The following is a 21,532-nucleotide window of genomic DNA, read 5'->3' as shown; positions in this document are numbered from 1 at the left end:
CCAGATTTTAGAACATCTGCTCGTCACATTTGTTTTAGTACGTCTGTTCATTACATCTGTGCGTTACATTTATTCGTTACATCTAAGGGCAAATAACACCAACGGAGAGTTTAGTTACAGCCACATCCACCACCGGCAAATGCACGACCGCCGCTACTGCCTTCTTTACTAAAATAAATATGATCATCGAGTGCAAGATCGAGCTTTTCACTGTCGAGCGCCATATCGCTGCGGGCCAACTGGCCTTTCTCCCACGGCTGCACTCCTAAACTTGAACATCCACTCAAACCTATGATGAGCGTTACTGCGACTAATGCGGGTTTAAGCATAAATTACTCCTTCAGTAAATTGACGAGCTCTTGCTCGTATTCAGCGGTTTTATCGGCATAAAAGCCAACATGATGCTGTACTAACTGACCTTGACGATTGAACATAAAACTGCTCGGCATGCCCAGCAAATCGAAACTGCGAGCGACATCACCTTCGGGGTTAAAACGCACTGAAAAATTGGCTGGGACTTGTTTTAAGAATTCCTGGGCTAACTCGTTATCTGTATCTAGGTTGATTGCCACGACAGCTAATCCCTGATCTTGATACTTTTTTTGTATTTCATTCATCCAAGGAAACGATTTACGGCAAGGGCCACACCAGGATGCCCAAAAATCGACATAGACGACTTTGCCTTTAAACTCACTCAGGGAAACGGCTTGGTTTTGCGCGTTAAACACTTGATAGTCCAGCGATGGCGCGGCTTGTACGCCTGCGGTCAATAAACTGAGTAACAATAATATTTTCTTCATAGCATATTCCGCGTTAACGATTACGTTTGAATCTATTAACTGAATCTTAAGGTTTTCTTAAACAAGCTTATATAAGTGTAATTAACCTGCTCGCCCAGACTCACCACGCGAATGAACCATAGTTATCAGCATTACCTTAATCACATGAGTGCTGATTAAGTGACCGATTTCATCCGAAATGGCAAATGTGAGACATTTTGTCCCATTAGAAAAAGTGAAATTAGATCTGTGTCATGTTAATTAAATGTCAAAATCAGTTCGGTCACATCTCTTAAAAATTCTTGATATACATCAATAATCTTTACACTCCAACGGCCTAAACTGACACTGTCAATTATGTAAACCCTTACCAATTTACATTTAAATAACAAAAAAGGTTGACCCATGGACACACATGCAGCCCTATATGAACAGGGAAAGGCGCGCTTAGATGCGTTACGCCAATTCGCTCCCCGTCAACAACAATCGCTGATTGAAAAAATGCAACAGCACGGCATTAGTCGCCGTGATTTTATGAAGTGGAGTGCCATGGTGACGAGCATGCTCGCATTACCCCTCCCCTTTAGTAACTTAGTGGCCGAAGCTGCCGAATTAGCCGATCGTGTACCCTTAATCTGGTTACATATGGCCGAATGTACTGGCTGCTCCGAATCTTTAATTCGTACCGATACCCCCAATCTAGACTCACTGATTTTCGATCATATTTCCTTGGAATATCACGAAACCTTAATGGCTGCAGCGGGTTGGCAAGCCGAAGAAAACCTCGAACATGCACTCGAAACCTACAAGGGCCGCTATTTACTGGCCGTTGAAGGGGCGATTCCGACTGCAAATAACGGCAGTTTCTTAACTGTGGGTTGTAAAGGCCACACAGGGTTAGAAATCATCAAGCATGCTGCAGAAGGCGCCGCCGCGATTATCTCTGTTGGCACTTGTGCGGCGTTTGGTGGGGTGCAAGCCGCTTATCCAAACCCAACGGGGGCAAAAGGCGTGCATGAAGTGGTCAGTAAACCCGTGATTAACTTAGGCGGTTGCCCACCGAGTGAAAAGAACATAGTCGGCACTTTGATGTACTTCATCATGTTCGGAAAATTACCTGCGCTGGATATGTTTAATAGACCTAAATGGGCTTACGGCGCACGGGTACACGATAACTGTGAACGCCGCGGCCGCTTCGATGCTGGTGAATTCGTTGAAGAATTTGGCGATCACGGTGCGAAAGAAGGCTACTGCCTTTATAAAGTCGGTTGTAAAGGCCCTTACACCTACAACAACTGCCCAACCGAGCGCTTTAACCATCACACTAGCTGGCCAGTACTCGCTGGACACGGTTGTATGGGTTGCTCAGAACCTAACTTCTGGGACGATATGGCTGACTTTGAAAAACCCCTTGGCCGTCAACTCCTCCATGGATTGGATGCGACCGCAGATACTATTGGTGCGGTGATTTTAGGCGCGACTGTGGTGGGCATTGGAGCCCATGCCGTTGCCAGTATTTTTGCCAAACCGCTGGAGGAATAACCCATGAGCAAGCGCGTTGTTATCGACCCTATCACACGTATCGAGGGTCACTTACGTATCGAAGTCGAAGTTGATGAAAATAACGTCATCAACAAGGCTTGGTCATCCTCCACACTTTGGCGCGGTATTGAAGTCATTCTCAAAGGCCGCACGCCTATGGATGTTGGCCTTATTGTGCAACGTATCTGTGGCGTATGTACCTATTCCCACTACCGCTGCGGTACTGAAGCGGTTGAAAATGCGTTAGGAATTCAAATTCCATTGAACGCAAGATACTTACGTTCATTAATGCAAACCTCTTTATACATGCATGACCATATTGTGCATTTCTACCATCTACACGGCTTAGATTGGGTTGATGTGGTTTCTGCACTGAGCGCCGATCCTGCTAAAGCGGCACAAGTTGCCCTGAAATACACAGACCATCCCATAGCGGCGGGTGAAGGTGATTTAAGAGCCGTGCAAGAAAGAGTCAAAGGCTTTGTCGAAACGGGAAAATTAGGTCCATTTGCCAACGCTTATTGGGGCAACGGCACCTATAAATTTACCCCAGAGCAAAACCTTATCGCGCTATCTCACTACCTTAAAGCGCTTGAAGTACAACGTGTTGCGGCAGAAATGCTGGCCATTTTTGGTGGTAAATCACCACATCCACAATCCGTTGTTGTCGGTGGTGTGACTTCGGTGCGCGACATGCTCAGCCCTGCTCGCCTGCAGGAATGGAAGCAAAAACATGCGACCGTGACTGACTTTATTCTGCGTGCCTATCAAGCAGATATCGTGATGGCGGCCGAAGCCTTTGGTACTGAACCTAGCGTGTTGGGCGGCGTAAACGTGAAAAACTTCATGGCGACCGATGACTTTGTGTTAGCCAATGGCGAATACATGTTTAATCAAGGCGTGATCATGAATGGCGACCTTGCCGGCGTCAGTGATGTGAATCCAGATCTGATTGCCGAAGACGTCAGCCACGCTTGGTATAGCGCCGATGCACCGCAACATCCCTATGACGGTACAACGATTCCTAATTACACTGGTTTTGTTGAACGCGACACTGTCTACGGCAAATTGCCAACACTGGATGGTGATGGCAAATACTCATGGGTGAAATCTCCCCGTTATCAAGGTGAACCTGTCGAAGTGGGTCCACTCGCCTGCCTATTGGTGAGTTATGCCCGCGGTAACAAGGTGGTCGTGGATTCGGTCAATGGCCTGCTCGCTCGCACAGGTCTACCCGTAGCGGCTCTATTTACCACTTTAGGTCGCACTGCAGCCCGTATGTTACAGACAGTCATCGTCGCCCAAGAAGGGTTAAAAACCTTTGATGCGCTGCTGACGAATATCCAGTCCGATGAATCTACCTATGTAAAACCTAATATTGATCCAAATAAAGAGTATGTAGGTCACGCCATGATCGAGGCGCCACGCGGCATGTTAAGCCACTGGATCCGCATTAAAAATGGAGTGATTGAGAACTATCAAGCCGTGGTACCGACGACCTGGAACGCAGGTCCTGTGGATGCCAACGGTAAAATGGGTCCCTATGAAGCCTCTTTAATTGGCTTGAAACTGGAAGATCCTACTAAGCCCCTTGAGGTGATACGTATTATTCACTCATTTGACCCTTGCATGGCGTGTTCTGTACACGTGATGGATTTCAAAGGCCAAGCATTGAGCGAGTTCCGTGTCAGTCCCAATGGTCAATAATCGAGGGAGGGAACGCAAAATGAACCATTCTGCAACCCGCATTCGGACACTGATTTTTAGTCCGGCAATACGGATTTTTCACTGGCTCAGGGCACTATCAATTCTGGTGCTAGTGATCACCGGATTCTATATTGCTTGGCCGTTTCTTGTGGCGCCTGAAAGTACGGACGTACTCGTACAAGGCTGGATCCGCTTCGCTCATCTGATTTGCGGTTTTGTACTAACCGCAATCACTTTAGTGCGCTTCTACCTGTATTTTTTTAGCCGAAGCGACATTGAGCGGCGCTCATTTCGCGATGTCATGAGCGTAAAAAGCTGGATCACTCAGCTGAAATCTTACTTATGGATGGGGCACTTACATAAAGCCGGTGTCTATGGACCGCTGCAATTTGTGACTTATGTAGCAATCTCACTGGTCGCTCTTGTGATATGTATAACGGGTCTGGTGTTGTATGCCAATGTGTATCACCAAGGTTTAGGTGGCATGCTTTGGGGCAGCGCCGCTTGGATCACGGCACAAATGGGTGGACTAGCACAAGTTAGGATTTGGCATCACTACCTCACTTGGGCATTTGTTATCTTTGTGGTTATCCACGTCTATATGGCGGTTTGGTCAGGGATACGCTTCAAACATAACTCAGTTGACTCGATTGTCTCTGGCTATGACTACCCAAAGCCAGACTCACACCACTAGGAGTCCAATGAAGATATTGCTACTCGGTATTGGCAATGTCCTGTACGCCGATGAAGGCATCGGCGTACATTTTGTCAATTATATAGCTGATAATTATCAGTTTACCCATGAGTCCCACCAGCTAAAGCTGCTCGACGGCGGCACCTTGGCTCAGGGACTTATCCCTATTATTTGCCAATACGATTATTTAATCGTGGTCGATACAGTTAATGCCAATGGCGTAGAAGCGGGCGAAGTCTATTTCTTCGATTTTGATAAAGCGCCGAAGGAAATCGACTGGCAAGGCAGCGCCCATGAAGTCGAAATGCTGCAAACCCTCAATATGATGGAAATGGTTGGCGACAGGCCTAAAACCTTCGTGCTTGGCGTCACCCCAACCGTGCTCGAACCTATGGTGCTAGGCTTGACCCCTAAAGTCGCCGCCGCGGTACCGTTAATGGAATCAAGCTTGTTATCCCACTTAGCCTCCCTTGGGTTCACTGCGACGCGTGTTGCCGAGCATAGTATCGACTCGCTGATCCCTGACTCTTATAAACGTGGCGTTACTACTGGTGAAAGTATATAGAAGATGAAAAACATCAGATTTGATTTTACCTGCTCACGTCAGGTGCCTTTGTATGCGCATTTATGTAATCAATATCTAAATTACGATGAGCTAAATATCAGCATAGGCTGTGATGGTCAACATAGCTCAGGTCAATATAGTGCTGGCCAACATGACTTTGGCCCTCAAAGCTATTTTATTGAAGCTCAGGGCGAGCAAAACCAACTAGAACAATTGGCCGATGCCATTGCCGCGGACTTTTTGATTTCCGCTTGGTTGATTGACTCTAGTATTAAAGTCATCGACGAGCCCAAAGGCAGTAAAACCTTACTGCCCTTTCCACAGTCTGGATCAAGCCCTGCCATAGTGCCTTTTTGCCAGCATTGTTATCCGTTGATTGGCGATAATCAGTCGGCTAAGTTTGGCACACTCGATTTAATTTGCCCTTGCTGCAAGGGCGAAACACAATTAACGTCCGCACAAAAAGCGTTAACCTTGTCAGATATTAAAGCCATGGCACAGGGACTGCTGACACAAGGCCCACTGACATTAGCGGCCGCCGATAATCTGCAAATCAGCCTGACACCGTTTGAGCAGCCCTTAAGCGAGCGGCCACAACTGTTAATTTGTAATCCCAATACGCTGAACGCCCATTTTTGTCTGAACGATGCGCAGGTGCTCGCGCTTTCGAGTATTGAAAAGCCACTTATCTGCGCGAGACCCACGCAAGAACACGACAAACTCAGTGCGCCACTGTACGACATTTGCTTTGCCTACAGCCGAGTGATCTTAGTGCTCGGGGAAGTATTACGACAAAAAGGGGTCGATTGGGTTTACATTAAAGGGCCGCATAATAGGCCAAAGCTAGCTTGGGTCGATGGTGCTTGGGCACAAATCGCCAGTCACGATTTAAGCTCAACACAGGTTCAAACCAAGCACTTTATCGCTCCAGAACCCTTAAGGGAAAAAGTCAGTCTTCACGGTTATCAAGCCCAATGGCAGGCGCCGAAACGTTCACGATCGCACCAAGGCGAACTGAGTGTGGCAGTATTAACTCAAGTACCGTCAAGTGAAGACAGTGATATTCATTGCACCAGTATGCTAAGCGATAATAATCAAAATACAGTCAACACAGAAAATCACACCCTTGCAGACGCAGCGCTATTCAGTGCGCTGCTCAACGGTAAGTTTACCAGTCATAAACAGGCAAAAAATGCCGCGGTCATTTACTTAAGCCATACCCATACGAGTCAAATTGTCACCTGTGATAATAAGGGCGACACTGAACTTTTCTTCGCCCTGCCCGAGCTGCCCGATAACGGTTACGAAATCTTCCATCAACTGGACAGCAGTCCCCAAAAAGCCGTAGCGCAAAAATTTAAGAGCCTGTTCCCCGAAGATTACCTAAAACTTTTAAGCCTAAAGCTTCACGGCAGACGGGACAACTTACAAAGCCTGTGGACGATTGCTGCCATATTAATTGGCCTTAATACACAAGAAGAGACTCAAAGCCAAGCAAGACTCAGCGATGCACTGATGGCCGCCGCCATGTGTTACCACGGCGCCAATGCTCCGCGTATCGATTATCCCCTGACCAAAGGTGAAGCCCACCGCAGCCTGAATTGGTGTAAAACCTTAGGCACAGTCTTGAGTTTTCGTATCGCAGGGAATAACGATCCGAGTCAACTCGCCTTTGCGATGCAAGACTCGCTGGCAGATTATCTTTCTAACTGGTTAGAACATATCGATTTAAATATCGGCGTACACAATGTTGCCTTAGCGGGTAATGAGTTAACGAATGAAACCCTGTGTAAACGCATCAGTTTACGCTTAGGCAAGAACTTCCCCTTAGTGGTCAATCGTAGTCTAGATTTAGACGGCGATAACTTAGCCGTTGGCGCACTTTACGTTAAGCAGCGCCAACTCAATGCCCATGATTAGGAGGCCAAAAGTTAAGTCACAACGCATGCAGCCACATAGACATAATAGTCGCCACAAAAAGCACAGTGATCTGCAGATAAAGCGCAGGCTGGCATTGGAATACCTTGTCCACAAGGGCGCCGCGCTAAAGCGTTGTCAGCTACACGTCACTGGCATAGTGCAAGGGGTGGGATTTCGCCCCTTTGTCTATCGTTATGCCCTTGAATTTCAACTGACGGGCACAGTGCTCAACAATGCCAAGGGCGTGACCATTGAGCTGCAAGGCACGGAAGAAAACCTCACGCAATTTATCACAACGCTCAATACCACCCCGCCGCCACTGGCCCGTATCGACAATATCACCCAAACACCGCTGCCGATTTTGCTAAGCGAAACCACATTTGAAATTATAAAAAGCGACAGCCATGAGGACGATGATCCAAGTTCATCAATAGGTGCGCAGGTGGCAGTATCGGCGGATAAAAGTACCTGCCAAGATTGCTTGAACGACATGCATAATCCTGATGATCGCCACTTTGGCTATGCCTTTACCAACTGCACAAATTGTGGCCCAAGATATACAATTATCAATGCCTTACCCTATGATAGACACAACACTGCCATGGCCGATTTTGACATGTGCCCCGAGTGCGCCAAAGCATATCAAAACCCACTCGACCGCCGCTATCATGCCCAGCCTGTCAGTTGCCCAGTTTGTGGCCCCATACTCAGTTTAAAAACACCCCTAGGGGAATACATCATTCCCAATACCTCAAATTTCAGCACACCTGAATTGAATACGGATTTGGCGGTACTAAAAGCGGCGGCTGACAGGTTACACCAAGGACAAATTCTGGCAATTAAAGGATTGGGTGGATTTCACTTAATCTGTGATGCCCGAAGTGACAATGCCGTCAACACTCTTAGGCTGCGAAAACAGCGCCAAGCCAAGCCGCTAGCGGTGATGATGGCTGATATCCAGATGGCGCAGCACTATGTCACAGGTACGGATGCTGAGTGGCAAGTACTGAGTTCGCAGGAGCGGCCCATAGTGCTGATGAGCAGCCGAGCCGAACATGATCTAAGCCCAGCGGTCGCCCCCAATCTGAATAAACTCGGGGTATTTTTGCCCTACACACCACTGCATCATTTATTGTTAGGTCTCTTCAAAGGGCCATTGGTTGCGACCAGCGCTAATGTGTCAGGTGAGCCTATCATCACAGATTGTGATGAGCTTATTAGCCACTTAAGCCATGTGGTGGATGCGATAGTCGATCATAATCGGCCGATTATTAATGGCTGTGATGATAGTGTGGTGCAAGTGATCCAGCCGCAACTTGATTCCTCCGCAGAGGTGCAAGTATTGCGCCTCGCCCGCGGCTATGCACCGTTAAGTTTCCCCTTAGAGATACCGCTGACCCCATCGATTTTGGCCGTGGGCGCACAGCAAAAAAATGCCATCGCCTTAGGCTTTGGCAATAATGTGTTTTTAAGTCCCCATATTGGCGACCTGTTCAGTGTCAGCGCCGAGCAGTATTTTGAGCGCACCTTAGCCACTTTTGCTCGGTTGTATCACTTTACGCCAAATCTTATTATTTGCGATAAACACCCAGATTATGCCCCTTCACGCTGGGCTGAAATGCACTCAAACTCGAGTGTAAAACTCAGCGATACCCGTCAAAATCAATGTTTATCGGTGCAACACCACCATGCCCATGTGCTCAGCGTAATGGCAGTTAACCAATATCGAGATCCCGTATTGGGCTTTAGTTTTGACGGTACTGGGCTTGGCGACGATGGCAGTTTATGGGGCGGTGAAGTGCTATTAACTACGCTCGATAAAGCGCAGCGACTGGTGCACTTTGAGCCTATAGCCCTGCTAGGCAGCGAGCAAGCCATTAAGCAACCCGTGAGGTTGTTACTGGCATTATTGTTCGAGCAAATGAGCCTCGATGCTGTGCTCGCATTGCAATTACCTATATTAAACAACATGCGCCCAAACACTCTGACTAACTTACATAAGATCTGGCAGAACGGCAGCGCGATAAAAACCTCCTCTGTCGGGCGACTGTTCGATGCCCTCGCCTGCGCCTTAGGCTTAATCGAAACAACACTGTTTGAAGGCCAAGCGGGCATGGCAATAGAAGCCGCGGCCAATCGCGCCGATACATTAGCCCTTGAAGTCATTTCGCTTAACTTACCTCTTGACATCGACCAGTGGCGCAGCAGTGAGATGTTCAAGCAAATTGTTGAATTGATTACAGCACAACCGCTAACAGACAATAGATGCTATGCCATCGCCCGCGCCTTTTTACACACCTTAGGTGATGCTATTTGTGATTATGCTGCCCAGTATCAACACCTCCCAACCGTGCTCTGCGGTGGCGTATTTCAAAATAAATATCTATTGGAATACTGCCTGAGCAAACTCAGCGCCCAAGGAAATAAAGTGTTATCCAGTAAACAGATACCCATAAATGATGGCGGCATCGCCCTAGGCCAACTTTGGTATGGCATTCATCAGAGTCAATAACCTTACTTATTTGATAAGCCATGATGTTCGCTCGCCATTTTTATCCCCATAAACCTGACGAACATCAAAGATCCGTAGCGCAATTTGTATCACACTCAACATTAGCGTAACCAAATTAACGATTCGTACATCAATCATTATTTGTCAGGCAAAGTCCTCGTACTCTGCCGATACAAGGAGAGGTAAAATGTGTAAAGACTGCGGCTGCTCCCTTACCCGCCACGACCATCTAGGCGCGCATGCCCATAGCCATGAGCATAATCATGACCATTCACATACTCATGAGCATAGCCATCAAGAGTTACACACAAATCCTCAGTTAAACGATAAAAAAACCTTGTCAGTCATCCACAAAATTTTAGATAAAAATGATGTCGAAGCTGGACATAACCGCGCCCACTTTGAGGCACATAATATTACTGCCTTCAACATCATGAGTAGCCCGGGCAGTGGCAAAACCACCCTATTAGAAAATCTCAAAGAATACACGCAGCTCAACTATGCAGTGATCGAGGGCGACTTAGAAACCTCCCGCGATGCCGACCGCCTCATCGCTAAAGGCATTAAGGCCTATCAAATTCAAACGGGCAGCGCCTGTCACCTCGACGCCTTTATGGTGCACGGTGCCCTACATCATCTGCCGCTTGAAGGACTCGATATTTGCTTTGTCGAAAACGTCGGTAATCTCGTCTGCCCAGCCAGTTATGATGTGGGCACTCACAAAAATATCGTGCTGCTATCAGTGCCAGAAGGTGATGATAAGATTGAAAAATATCCTGTGATGTTCCGCCGCGCCGATGTAGTTTTTATCACTAAGTGCGATCTACTGCCCTATTTTGATTTCAAGCTAGACGAAGCCAGAGCGCAGCTTAAAAAACTCAATCCAGCAACTCAAATTATTGAAGTCTCAATTAAAGACGGCGACTCCATGCAGGCTGTAGCCGCTTGGCTTAAAGACAACATTCGAGGTGCACAATAATGTGCTTGTCCATACCTTCCCAAGTGGTGGCGGTCGATATTGAGCGCCAGAGCGTCACCGTCGACACCTTAGGCGTGCGCCGCGATGTCAGCAGTCATTTAATGAATGAGCCACTGGAGATTGGCGACTATGTACTTATCCACATTGGCTTTGTAATGAATAAAATCGATAAGGAAGATGCGCAGCAAAGCATTGATCTATACAAAGAAATCGTCACTAAGCTTGAAAATGAAGCCATACACTGACCATCAGCAGTGCAGGATTAAGTCGCAAGGTGCACCCCTATCGAGTGCACCGAGGAAAAAGCATGCTTGAACTAAAACACCTCTATCAAGGCTTTCGCGATCCCCAAACGATTGCCAATTTAGCACGGGATATTCAGTTAACTGCTAAATTGGTTAAGCAACAAATCAATATCATGGAAGTCTGTGGTGGCCATACTCATACGATTATGAAATACGGCTTGCTAGATTTACTGCCGGATAATATTGAATTTATCCATGGTCCTGGCTGCCCAGTGTGCATTATGCCTAAAGAGCGCATTGACCAAGCCGCGGCGCTTGCCTCCCAAGAAAATGTTATTCTTGTGACGCTGGGCGATATGATCCGCGTGCCCGGTTCTCAAGGCTCTTTAGCCAGTTTTAGGGCCAAGGGCTGCGATATTCGCCCAATTTACGATCCCTTAGATACGCTCAAAATTGCCCGCGACAATCCCGATAAAACCGTAGTGTTCTTCGCCATTGGTTTTGAAACCTCAACCCCAATGACAGCAATTTTGTTACAACTGGCCGAACAAGAAAAACTCGAAAATCTACTATTTCATATCAATCATGTATTAGTGCCACCCGCAATTGATGCCGTGATGCACGACCCAAAAGCGAGAGTCAACGCCTTTATCGGCCCAGCCCATGTGAGCGTGATCAGCGGCGCCAAAATCTATCGCAGCACAGTCGAAAACTATGGCACACCCGTGGTTGTCGCAGGATTTGAGCCCGTCGATGTGATGGAGTCGATTTTACGGATTGTGCGCCAAAAAGCCGCGGGCAAAGCTGAGCTCGATATCCAATACAGCCGCGCAGTATCGGAGGACGGCAACCTCACGGCGCAGGCCAAAGTAAATCAATTCTTCAATGTCAGACCGCAATTTCGCTGGCGTGGACTAGGCCCAATCCCCAATTCAGCGCTGCAGCTTAAACCCGAATATGCCCACAGAGACGCCGAACTGCGCTTTAAAGACCGCCTACCTGTGAAGGAAATTGACGATCATAAAGCCTGCCAGTGTGGTGATATTCTTCGTGGGCTTGCTAAACCAAAGGACTGTAAAGTGTTTGGCCGCGGCTGCAATCCCGAAACGCCCTTAGGCAGTTGCATGGTCAGCTCCGAAGGTGCCTGTAATGCCTATTACCGCTATCAAGGTATCGATATCAAGGAGCCACATCATGGCTGATACGCTTAAAGATAAATCCATTCAACTCAGCCACGGCGGTGGCGGCAAAGAAATGAATAAACTGATCCGTGATCTGTTTTTTGCCGAGTTTGATAATCCAATCCTTCGCAGCGAAGAAGACGCTGCCAAACTCGATTTGCACGGTGCCAACGCCTTTACCACAGACTCTTTCACCGTATCCCCTTTATTTTTTGCCGGTGGTGATATCGGAAAGCTTGCCATCGCAGGCACAGTCAACGATCTCGCTATGATGGGCGCAGAACCTCAGTATTTGAGTTGTAGTGTGATCATCGAAGAAGGCTTTTATATCAAGGATTTAACTACGATTGTCCGCAGTATGGCGAAAGAATTAAAACACAGTGGTGCACGGATAGTCTGCGGCGACACTAAAGTCGTACCCAAGGGGTGCGCCGATGGTTTATTTATTAATACCTCAGGCATTGGTCGCATCTTGCGTCACAATATTTCCTCGGCGAATGTCACCGTGGGCGATGCCATTATTGTCTCCCGTGATATTGGCTGCCACGGTGCAGCGATTTTAATGGCGCGTGAAGGACTCACGCTCGAATCTGCATTGCAAAGTGACTGCGCGACGCTCTGGCCCATAGTCGAGCAATTGATTGCCGCCAATATTCCCATTCATGCGATGCGCGATGCGACTCGCGGCGGCTTATCGGCAGTGCTGAACGAATGGGCTGTCGCCTCCAATGTTGGCATCACAGTGAATGAAGCCAGTATTCCCGTCAGCGATGAAGTCAAAGGTCTGTGCGAACTCTATGGTTTCGAAGCCATGGATCTTGCCAACGAAGGCACTTTCATCCTCGCCGTTCCCAACGACATCGCCTTAGGTGCGCTCGAGATCATGCAACGCTTTGGGCGCTGTGAGCATGCAGCGATAATCGGCACTGTGAGTGATGATTTAGTGGGGAAAGTCGTGCTAAGAACGCCTTGGAATACTAAACGTTATCTCGATCTTCCCCAAGGTGAACTGCTGCCAAGGATTTGCTGATGCACGAATATTCGATAGTGAGTGCCCTGATTGAGCAATGCGAACAGCACGCGCAGGCCAATCATGCCGATAAAATCACCCGAGTGGATATCAAACTGGGAGTCATGAGCGGGGTTGAACCTAGCCTGCTACAAACGGCCTTCGATACGTTTAAGCTCGATGGGATTTGCAAAGAAGCCCTACTCAATATGCAAATTCAGCCGCTAGTGATACTTTGCCAAGACTGCCAGACTGAATCCGTACTGAGTGAGCGCACGGTCGTCTGCCCTGCGTGTCAAAGCTTTCGTACTCGCGTACTCGATGGCGAAGATATGTTACTGATGCAACTTGAGATGGAACAGAACGAGGATTAATCATCCACGATACGCATGGTTAACGACAGCGCTATTGATAAAACGCTCTATAAATAAAGAGTGCTCAATAAAGAACGCTCTTCAACACAAAAATGGCTTCGAGCAATCAGCGCTCAAAGCCATTTTAAACCACACTATTTCAGTCACGCTACATCAGTTGTAAATAGAAACTTCACCCTCTGGGCGCGTCTTGAGCAACCGCAGGAACCACATATACTGCTCTGGGTAAGCTAAGATAACTTGCTCGACCACTTTGTTCAGTGCCAACGCTTCGTTTTCTTTGCCGACCATGTCTTCGGGCGCAACGGCCGTCATCACAGTGAGATCAAATTGGCGTGTCGCTTGGTTGTAGCCAATCTTTACTGGCAGCACTTGGGCATTACCCGCCTGCGCTAAACGCCCAACAACAGGTAGCGTTGCCTTCACGGTGCCTAAAAAAGGCGCAAACACGCTTTGTTCAGGACCTAAGTCTTCATCGGGAAGATAAAAGAAACTGTTACCGCGCTTAAGCTCAGCCAATAACGCCCGAATGCCCGCCTCGCGCATATACACATGGCCACCACAACTGCTGCGTACACGATTACTAAACCAATTGAATAACCCGTTTTTATGGGCTTTGGCCATAGTCACCATAGGCAACTCAAGGTTAAGGCGTAAACCAGCATAATCGATTGGCCACACATGGGGCATGATAAAAATGATCGGTTGCCCAGCAGCCTGCGCTTTAGTCACATGCTCAAAGCCGATTAAATTGACTCGACGACGTAAATGCGCTTTTGAGCGCACCAGCAATTCGCCCTGTGCTAACAACACCAAAACGAAGTTTTGCACATTCTCACGGATTAACACTTCAATCTCGGCGGTGGATTGCTCAGGAAAGCACGCTCTTAAGTTGGCTCTCGCAACGCTAATGGGCTTTTTGGCAATTGGCATCACTATTTTTGCCAATAATTTTGCAATAGGATCACGCAGCCATGCGGGCATGAGTCCAAAAATCACTAATAGACCAATCACTAACCAAGTGGCCCAGTATCTAGGGTGTAATAAGGCGAGTTTAAAACGACGGTCAAAATGTTTGGGCTGTCTTGACAAAGAATTCACCTCAGACAGTGGATAAAAACAATGGAGATATTGCATGAAAAAATAAACAGGAAAGCCACTCTCTAAGGAGTGGCTTTCCCATCAAACAAACGAAATTACTTCCCCGTGTTTGCTGCTTCTACACGAGTTTTCAGCTTTTGGCCGGGACGGAAAGTCACGACACGACGAGCAGAAATTGGGATATCTTCGCCTGTTTTTGGGTTCCTTCCCGGTCTTTGATTCTTGTCCCTAAGGTCAAAGTTGCCAAAGCCAGATAACTTGACCTGCTCACCACTTTCAAGTGCGCCCCGAATCTCTTCAAAGAACGACTCAACCATCTCTTTGGCGACACGTTTGTTCATTCCGAGTGTTTCAAAAAGATGTTCTGCCATTTCGGCTTTGGTAAGTGCCATACTTTAATCCCTCAACGATGCGTTGAACTCGGACTTAAGGGCAGAAACGACTGAACCAACGGTCTCAGCAATCTCTTTTTCCTCAAGCGTACGAGTAGTGTCTTGTAATGTAAGTGCTATCGCCAGGCTCTTCTTGCCAGGTTCAACACCTTTACCTAAGTATACATCGAACAAGTTTATGCCAACCAACTGATTTTCGCCAACTTTTCTTATCAATTTCATTACATCACCTGCAGATACACTCTCATCTACTACGACTGCGATGTCACGACGATTAGCTGGAAACTTAGATACAGCTTGGGCTAGCGGCAAACTGGTATGCAATAAAGCATCCAATTCCAACTCAAAAACGATGGTTTTACCATTGAGTCCAAAAGGCTTCTCCAAACTAGGATGGATTGCACCTATATGACCGATCACTCGATCATTTCTCAATATTTCAGCACATTGCCCCGGATGGAGAGCAGAATGCGTCGCTCCTCTAAAGCTAAATTCTGATGCGGAAACTGTCAAGCCGATAATTGCTTCTAAATCACCTTTAAGGTCGAAAAAATCAACAGTTTTCGATTCCATAGCCCAATGTTCATCATTTTGGAGCCCAGTAATGACACAAGCGAGCATTGCTTGCTGTCTTACACCGGATTCTGCATTGATATCAGGAACAAAGCGCAGGCCAGTTTCAAAAAGTCTCACGCGACTCTGTTGACGACTTTGGTTGTAGCCAACGGCGGCCAATAAACCGGTGAACATTGACAGGCGCATGGCCGACATTTCACTGGAAATTGGGTTTGGTAACACCATAGCGTCTAAACCAGGATGAACCAGATTTTGCAGTTTTGGATCGACAAAGCTGTAGGTTACCGCTTCTTGGAAACCACGAGCGACCAATAAGGCACGCACGCGTTTTAGGCTTAAGTCAGATTCTTTATGATCTGACATACGCAGCGCGGCAACAGGCGCCGTATTCGGGATATTGTTATAACCGTAAATACGGGCCACTTCTTCGATCAAATCTTCTTCAATCGCCATATCAAAACGATAAGTCGCGGTAGTGACCTGCCAACTATCTTGGCTAACAACGACGCTAAAACCTAAACGTTGTAGGATTTCAACGACATCGCTATCAGGTACATGGTGACCTAAAATTCGATCTAACTTGCTGCGACGTAAAACGATTTGTGCAGGTTTGGGTAAATCAGCCTCTGATTTAGCCTCAACTACAGGGCCAGCTTCACCGCCACAGATATCCAGCACTAAACGGGTCGCACGGTCGATAACCGTGTGTTGCATCTCAGGGTCAACACCACGCTCAAAGCGGTGTGATGAATCTGTATGCAAACCTAAACGACGTGACTTACCCATAATGGCAAGCGGCGCGAAGAACGCACATTCAAGCAGTATGTCTTGGGTCGTGTCGCTCACGCCTGAATATTCACCGCCAAACACGCCTGCAAGGGCTAATGGACGCGCATCATCGGCGATCACTAAGGTATCGCTGGGAATCGTCACTTCGCTGCCATCAAGCAGGGTGATTTTCTCTTCGCCAGTGCCTAAACGCACTTGGATATCGCCCGTTAATTTGGCCAGATCGAAAGCGTGCATAGGTTGACCGAATTCAATCAACACAAAGTTAGTGATGTCTACGATAGGATCGATAGAGCGAATACCGCTCCGGCGCAGTTTTTCCTGCATCCATAATGGCGTAGGCGCTTTCACATTGACGTTTTTAACCACACGGCCTAAGTAACGTGGACACGCAGCAGGCGCGTTAACGTTAATCGTGACCTTTGCATCTGTCGTTGCCGTGACGGCTTGCCACTGTGGCTCAACCACTGTTTGGCGGTTTAACACGCCCACTTCACGGGCAAGACCTGCCATGCCTAAGCAATCGGCACGGTTAGCCGTTAAATCTACATCGATAACGGCATCATTAAGTTGCAGATAATCGCGGATGTCAGTGCCAAGTGGCGCGTCCAATGGCAATTCGATAATGCCATCGCTTTCGACGTTGATGCCAAGCTCGCTGTATGAACACAACATACCTTCTGATGGCATGCCACGCAGCTTGGCTTTCTTGATTTTGAAATCGCCAGGTAATACGGCGCCAACCATAGCCACGGCCACTTTAAGACCCTGACGGCAGTTTGGTGCACCGCAGACGATATCGATAAGTTCGCTACCACCAACGTTGATTTTGGTCACGCGCAGTTTATCGGCATCGGGATGCTGACCACACTCCACAACTTCACCAATCACGACACCGCTAAAATCGGCAGCCACGGCTTCAACGTCATCGACTTCGAGACCGGCCATAGTGATCTGGTGAGATAATGCTTCACGGCTGACTGAAGGGTTTACCCATTCACGAAGCCAAGATTCGCTAAATTTCATGCTATTACAGCTCCGTTATTTAAATTGCTTCAGGAAACGTAGGTCGTTTTCGAAAAACGCACGTAAATCGTTTACGCCGTAACGCAACATAGTTAAGCGCTCGACACCCATACCAAAAGCAAAACCAGAGTATTTTTCTGGATCTATGCCAACGCTGCGCAGCACATTCGGATGTACCATACCGCAGCCAAGCACTTCTAGCCATTTACCATTTTTGCCCATCACGTCCACTTCCGCTGAAGGTTCAGTGAATGGGAAGTAAGATGGACGGAAACGCACTTGCAGATCTTCTTCGAAGAAGTTACGCAGGAAGTCATGCAAAATGCCTTTCAATTCGGCAAAGTTCACATGCTCATCAACCAACAACCCTTCCACTTGGTGGAACATAGGCGTGTGAGTTTGGTCGTAATCGTTACGATAAACACGGCCCGGAGAAATAATGCGTAATGGTGGCTTTTCAGTTTCCATAGTACGAATTTGCACGCCCGAAGTTTGGGTACGCAGCATCAGTTTAGGATTGAAATAAAAGGTATCATGATCAGCACGCGCAGGATGGTGCTCAGAGATATTCAGTGCGTCGAAATTGTGGAAATCATCTTCAATTTCAGGCCCCTGCTTTACCGAGAACCCTAATTCCCCGAAAAAGGTTTCGATGCGCTCAATGGTTCGAGTCACAGGATGTAAGCCACCGATCTCTTGGGTGCGGCCTGGCAAAGTCACATCAATCTTTTCAGCGATTAATTTGGCTTCCAATTCCGAACTCTTCAGACCATCGATGCGCTCAGTTAATTTTTGTTGAATAGCCTGTTTAGCATCATTGACCGCTTGGCCAAAGGCTGGCTTTTCTTCAGGGCTTAAGCTACCCATCATTTTCATCATGTCGGTGATCTTACCCTTCTTACCAAGGTAATCGACACGGATATCATCCAGTGCTTTTAGATCACTGGCCTGGTCAATAATGACTAAGGCTTGTTCTACGATCTCAGTTAACTGCTGCATTTTCTCTTCCACTGCATAGTCGCGCTTGATAAACAAGTGCTATGGGCGCCAAACTTTCAGGCTATTTGGGTGCTCAGGTTATCGGGCGTTAATGCCAGACGCTTTGCTAGCTATAACGAAATAAAAGGATAGAAATTTTACGCGAGCGAGCGGCATATTACTAGGGCTTATTGGGGGTTTTTATCATGCAAATTCATGTGTTACCCCAGTTCAGAGCCTGAGTTTTGCTCAAGGGGAAACCCAAACCTCAATTCTGACGTAAACAACTTCCGCTTTCAGCCACTAGCAGCATTTGTAACTAAACTGTAAACTCACATCTGTACCTTGCCAAAATTGCAGCAAACAACACAATAACGACTGCAATTAGACTACATTAATCATATAAATCATTACAAAACAGAAAACTATAAAGTCTATGGCAAACTGACCGATATAAATTCGGTTTATAGCCCATTTTATCGAGGCACTCATGAAAGAAGTAAAATTTCGCTGGATAGATCAATATCTTATCCATATGACCTTAAAAACTAAATTCGCTATTCTCTCTATCGTTCCCATGTTAATGATTGTCGGACTGGCGCTTTTCCTAGATAACCAATCCCAGCAAACCTTAATTCAAGGACAGCTCAACAGTCTGCAAAATGCTTCACAACAAATCAACCAAGTCACTGGCAGCTTATATAACAAACTACCAGAGCAAGAACGCCAAACTATCCTTAGCCAACTAAGTCGCGAAATTGAAGGTAATGTCAGTATTGTTTCGGTAAATGAAGCCGATAGCAAAGCCCAATCCATCGCTCGCAGTGGTGGTGGTATTGATGATAGCGGTAAGCAACCTAGAGCTGTGAGTCGCGTTAACGATCAAAACCTGATCACGATTATTCCCCTAGACAGCAAAGAAATTGATGCCTTGCTCGCCAACGATAACCTGCTGGTTTATGGCCTAATGGCGGCACTCTTATTTGTGCTATTTTTGTTCAGCTATTACATTTCAACCTTCGTAGGCGGCGCACTTTATACGACAGTGATGGCATTAAAACGGGCCGCATCGGGTGATTTAACGGGGCGTTTAAACTTCTTCGAAGTAAAAGACGAGTTCAGTATCTTAGCTATCAGCATAGATACCTTAGTAGAACGTCAACATACCTTAGTCAAGCAAATCGCAGAATCGACCGCTAAAATACGCGAAGTTGTATCATCGTTTCGTAGCACTGCGCAGCAAGGTCAATCCTTGGCGGTAAACCAGAGACAACATCTGGACTCCTTAGCGACGGCAATGGAAGAAATGACTGCCGCAGTGAAAGAAGTTGCCCGCAATGCCGAACAATCCTCAGCCGAAACCCAAGAAGCCAATCAACAGGTTAGTGCGGGCGGGAAAGATATTGAAACCACAGTTAAGGCTATCGACGTGTTATCAGATGAAATCTCTGCGGCCTCCAATGCGGTGGGTGTACTCAATGATAACGCCAGTAAAATTGATGAAGTGGTATCAACCATTAATGCGATTTCCCAGCAAACCAACCTACTGGCCCTCAACGCGGCAATTGAAGCGGCGCGCGCCGGTGAACAAGGTCGTGGCTTTGCCGTGGTGGCCGATGAAGTACGTACTTTAGCGGGGAGAACTCAGGCCGCAACGGTTGAAATCAAAACCATGATCGAATCACTTCAATCGGGTACTCGCAATCTGACACAAGTGATGTCGCGTACTGTGAATCAAGCTAATGAAGGTAAACAACACGTACTGCAAACGGGTAAAGACTTAGAGTTTATCGCCCACCACAGCAACAAAGTGTTTGAAATGAGTGTGCTAATTGCGACCTCGGCCGAAGAGCAATCGGCAGTTGCCAACGAAATTGCGACTAACTTAATGGAAATTCGCAACCAATCACACGATGTGGAGCAATCGGCCAACCAGTCAGTTTCAGGTTGCGATGAGCTGCAAGCGACTGCGGGGCAACTGGATCAGTTGATGGTGGGATTAAAAATCTAATCGAGCATTATTTGATGGAATTTAAATTCACTTAACACCCAAAATGCACAAGGGAGCGATAATCGCTCCCTTGTTGTTTTCATTCTGACGATCACTTTCCAATCAACAAGTGTCGTTTCAATTAATAAGTTAATTTTCAATCGATAACGCTATGGCAAAATGAATTCACGTCTGTTAATCCACGTCTTTAAGTGGCCATAGCACGATATGATCTTCAATATCCTTCACGCGTCTTTCATCCACCACCTTGCCTTGGATCGACATACCCGCTAAATGCATCGCTTCTTTGGAGCCTGTGAGCAGCGGATGCCAACTCGGTAGCTCACGCCCTGCCGCTAGGCGGCGATAGGCACAACTGTCGGGCAACCAAGTTAACTCATGGATATTATCAATCGTGATCACTGTACATTGGGGGACATGGGTGAAACGGTCACTGTAATGCTGACAGCCTGCCGTTTGATGATCGAGCAAAAGGCAAGCTGCATTTGTGTAATACAAGTCTTCGGTTTCATCATCTATCAACTTGTTTAAACAACATTTACCACAACCGTCACACAGGGATTCCCACTCGGTTGTGCTCATCTGCGCTAATGTTTTACTCTGCCAAAATGCCATGATTAACTATATCTTCTTAATAAAAAACCCGCTCAATGCGGGCTATTTTACACTAATTTGTCGTCAGATACGCAATGCCACTGAGATTAACGAGTGTGGTTTGACGCGCCAGAGCTCATTAGCAGCGTCTTGATGCTACCTGGTTAATCTTTGATCCCAAGGCTCAGCTTATGCTCAGCCAATAAATTCACCTGAGGTGGTGGAATTTGTAAATAAAAGCCATTTTCTGCCATTGCTGCTCTGACTTTATGTATATCTGCCATTCCTAACGCGTCGCGTTTAGCGATAGGAAACACCATCACCAACTTTGGCACGCCAAACATTTCCATCAAAGGCACTGGAACATCGTCAAAACAATCTCTTTTCTTCACAAATAAATAAGTATCAGCCTTTCGGCTACTTTTATAAACGGCACATAGCATAAGAATCAAATATCCAATAGTTCAAACTTGCCAGTCAATGGGGCACACTATAACATGGTCGCCTAGTAATTTAATTGTAAAATCAGCGAACCGACTGATGATTTCTGGAGAATAG

Annotated in this window: 20 protein-coding genes; 12 read left to right on the top strand and 8 right to left on the bottom strand. The window is 47.0% G+C overall.

The features are described from left to right. Positions 1 to 110 precede the first annotated feature (110 nt). On the bottom strand, positions 111 to 329 hold the full coding sequence (locus L5M49_RS00975) for a DUF4266 domain-containing protein (protein WP_028760174.1): 219 nt from the start codon (positions 327 to 329) through the stop codon (positions 111 to 113). A 3-nt stretch (positions 330 to 332) separates the two neighbouring features. Further along, positions 333 to 800, bottom strand: coding sequence for a TlpA disulfide reductase family protein (locus L5M49_RS00970; protein ID WP_263265274.1), 468 nt, complete (start codon positions 798 to 800; stop codon positions 333 to 335). 384 nt (positions 801 to 1,184) lie between these two features. Between L5M49_RS00970 and hyaA the strand changes: the two genes are divergently transcribed. The 11 genes from hyaA to hypA all read left to right on the top strand — a co-directional run bounded on the left by hyaA (position 1,185) and on the right by hypA (position 13,507). Continuing rightward, positions 1,185 to 2,321 (top strand): nickel-dependent hydrogenase small subunit, encoded by a 1,137-nt coding sequence (hyaA, locus tag L5M49_RS00965; protein ID WP_028760176.1) that lies wholly within the window; start codon positions 1,185 to 1,187, stop codon positions 2,319 to 2,321. Between the two features lie 3 nt (positions 2,322 to 2,324). Beyond that, on the top strand, positions 2,325 to 4,028 hold the full coding sequence (hyaB, locus tag L5M49_RS00960; RefSeq protein ID WP_263265273.1) for a nickel-dependent hydrogenase large subunit: 1,704 nt from the start codon (positions 2,325 to 2,327) through the stop codon (positions 4,026 to 4,028). 19 nt (positions 4,029 to 4,047) lie between these two features. After that, entirely contained in the window at positions 4,048 to 4,722 is a 675-nt protein-coding gene (gene cybH, locus L5M49_RS00955; RefSeq protein ID WP_028760178.1) for a Ni/Fe-hydrogenase, b-type cytochrome subunit, read from the top strand. A 7-nt stretch (positions 4,723 to 4,729) separates the two neighbouring features. Next, positions 4,730 to 5,287, top strand: coding sequence for a HyaD/HybD family hydrogenase maturation endopeptidase (locus L5M49_RS00950; protein WP_028760179.1), 558 nt, complete (start codon positions 4,730 to 4,732; stop codon positions 5,285 to 5,287). A 3-nt stretch (positions 5,288 to 5,290) separates the two neighbouring features. Next, positions 5,291 to 7,207: a NiFe hydrogenase gene (locus L5M49_RS00945; RefSeq protein ID WP_263265272.1), complete on the top strand. Its 1,917-nt coding sequence runs from the start codon at positions 5,291 to 5,293 to the stop codon at positions 7,205 to 7,207. After that, positions 7,200 to 9,719 carry a carbamoyltransferase HypF gene (gene hypF, locus L5M49_RS00940; RefSeq protein ID WP_411569093.1) on the top strand — a complete coding sequence of 840 codons (2,520 nt, stop codon included), beginning with the start codon at positions 7,200 to 7,202 and terminating at the stop codon, positions 9,717 to 9,719. Before L5M49_RS00945 ends, hypF begins: the two co-directional genes overlap by 8 nt. Before the next feature lie 187 nt (positions 9,720 to 9,906). After that, the gene (gene hypB / locus L5M49_RS00935) at positions 9,907 to 10,698 is read left to right on the top strand and encodes a hydrogenase nickel incorporation protein HypB (RefSeq protein ID WP_263265271.1); all 792 of its coding nucleotides are present in this window, start codon (positions 9,907 to 9,909) and stop codon (positions 10,696 to 10,698) included. After that, on the top strand, positions 10,698 to 10,943 hold the full coding sequence (locus tag L5M49_RS00930) for a HypC/HybG/HupF family hydrogenase formation chaperone (RefSeq protein ID WP_028760183.1): 246 nt from the start codon (positions 10,698 to 10,700) through the stop codon (positions 10,941 to 10,943). The genes hypB and L5M49_RS00930 overlap by 1 nt, the downstream gene beginning before the upstream one ends. A gap of 62 nt (positions 10,944 to 11,005) precedes the next feature. Beyond that, positions 11,006 to 12,145 carry a hydrogenase formation protein HypD gene (hypD, locus tag L5M49_RS00925; RefSeq protein WP_131525472.1) on the top strand — a complete coding sequence of 380 codons (1,140 nt, stop codon included), beginning with the start codon at positions 11,006 to 11,008 and terminating at the stop codon, positions 12,143 to 12,145. Continuing rightward, positions 12,138 to 13,154: a hydrogenase expression/formation protein HypE gene (gene hypE, locus L5M49_RS00920; RefSeq protein ID WP_263265270.1), complete on the top strand. Its 1,017-nt coding sequence runs from the start codon at positions 12,138 to 12,140 to the stop codon at positions 13,152 to 13,154. The genes hypD and hypE overlap by 8 nt, the downstream gene beginning before the upstream one ends. Then, the gene (gene hypA, locus L5M49_RS00915; protein WP_168824038.1) at positions 13,154 to 13,507 is read left to right on the top strand and encodes a hydrogenase maturation nickel metallochaperone HypA; all 354 of its coding nucleotides are present in this window, start codon (positions 13,154 to 13,156) and stop codon (positions 13,505 to 13,507) included. The genes hypE and hypA overlap by 1 nt, the downstream gene beginning before the upstream one ends. Before the next feature lie 153 nt (positions 13,508 to 13,660). On the opposite strand, the gene lpxM is transcribed toward hypA, so the two are convergent. From lpxM to pheS, 4 genes are all read right to left on the bottom strand, one after another. After that, complete coding sequence (lpxM, locus tag L5M49_RS00910) at positions 13,661 to 14,599, bottom strand: lauroyl-Kdo(2)-lipid IV(A) myristoyltransferase (RefSeq protein WP_263265269.1); 939 nt, start codon at positions 14,597 to 14,599, stop codon at positions 13,661 to 13,663. A gap of 104 nt (positions 14,600 to 14,703) precedes the next feature. After that, positions 14,704 to 15,000: an integration host factor subunit alpha gene (gene ihfA, locus L5M49_RS00905; protein ID WP_006081370.1), complete on the bottom strand. Its 297-nt coding sequence runs from the start codon at positions 14,998 to 15,000 to the stop codon at positions 14,704 to 14,706. A 3-nt stretch (positions 15,001 to 15,003) separates the two neighbouring features. Continuing rightward, entirely contained in the window at positions 15,004 to 17,391 is a 2,388-nt protein-coding gene (gene pheT, locus L5M49_RS00900) for a phenylalanine--tRNA ligase subunit beta (RefSeq protein WP_263265268.1), read from the bottom strand. A gap of 15 nt (positions 17,392 to 17,406) precedes the next feature. After that, on the bottom strand, positions 17,407 to 18,390 hold the full coding sequence (gene pheS / locus L5M49_RS00895; protein ID WP_006081368.1) for a phenylalanine--tRNA ligase subunit alpha: 984 nt from the start codon (positions 18,388 to 18,390) through the stop codon (positions 17,407 to 17,409). A 469-nt stretch (positions 18,391 to 18,859) separates the two neighbouring features. Here pheS and L5M49_RS00890 point away from each other — a divergent pair, with 469 nt between their 5' ends. Continuing rightward, positions 18,860 to 20,380 (top strand): methyl-accepting chemotaxis protein, encoded by a 1,521-nt coding sequence (locus L5M49_RS00890; protein WP_263197042.1) that lies wholly within the window; start codon positions 18,860 to 18,862, stop codon positions 20,378 to 20,380. Between the two features lie 174 nt (positions 20,381 to 20,554). Here L5M49_RS00890 and L5M49_RS00885 read toward each other — a convergent pair whose 3' ends face one another. Both L5M49_RS00885 and L5M49_RS00880 read right to left on the bottom strand, forming a co-directional pair. Then, entirely contained in the window at positions 20,555 to 20,995 is a 441-nt protein-coding gene (locus L5M49_RS00885; RefSeq protein ID WP_131525467.1) for a YcgN family cysteine cluster protein, read from the bottom strand. Positions 20,996 to 21,138: 143 nt separating this feature from the next. Next, the gene (locus L5M49_RS00880) at positions 21,139 to 21,417 is read right to left on the bottom strand and encodes a YcgL domain-containing protein (protein ID WP_028760191.1); all 279 of its coding nucleotides are present in this window, start codon (positions 21,415 to 21,417) and stop codon (positions 21,139 to 21,141) included. Between the last annotated feature and the right edge of the window lie 115 nt (positions 21,418 to 21,532).

Origin of the sequence: Shewanella sp. SM74 (assembly GCF_025653725.1) — a bacterium.
In the GTDB taxonomy this organism is placed as follows: Bacteria; Pseudomonadota; Gammaproteobacteria; order Enterobacterales; family Shewanellaceae; genus Shewanella; species Shewanella oncorhynchi.
Note: the sequence above shows the minus strand (reverse complement) of the source record. Positions and strands in the feature narration are given on the sequence as shown.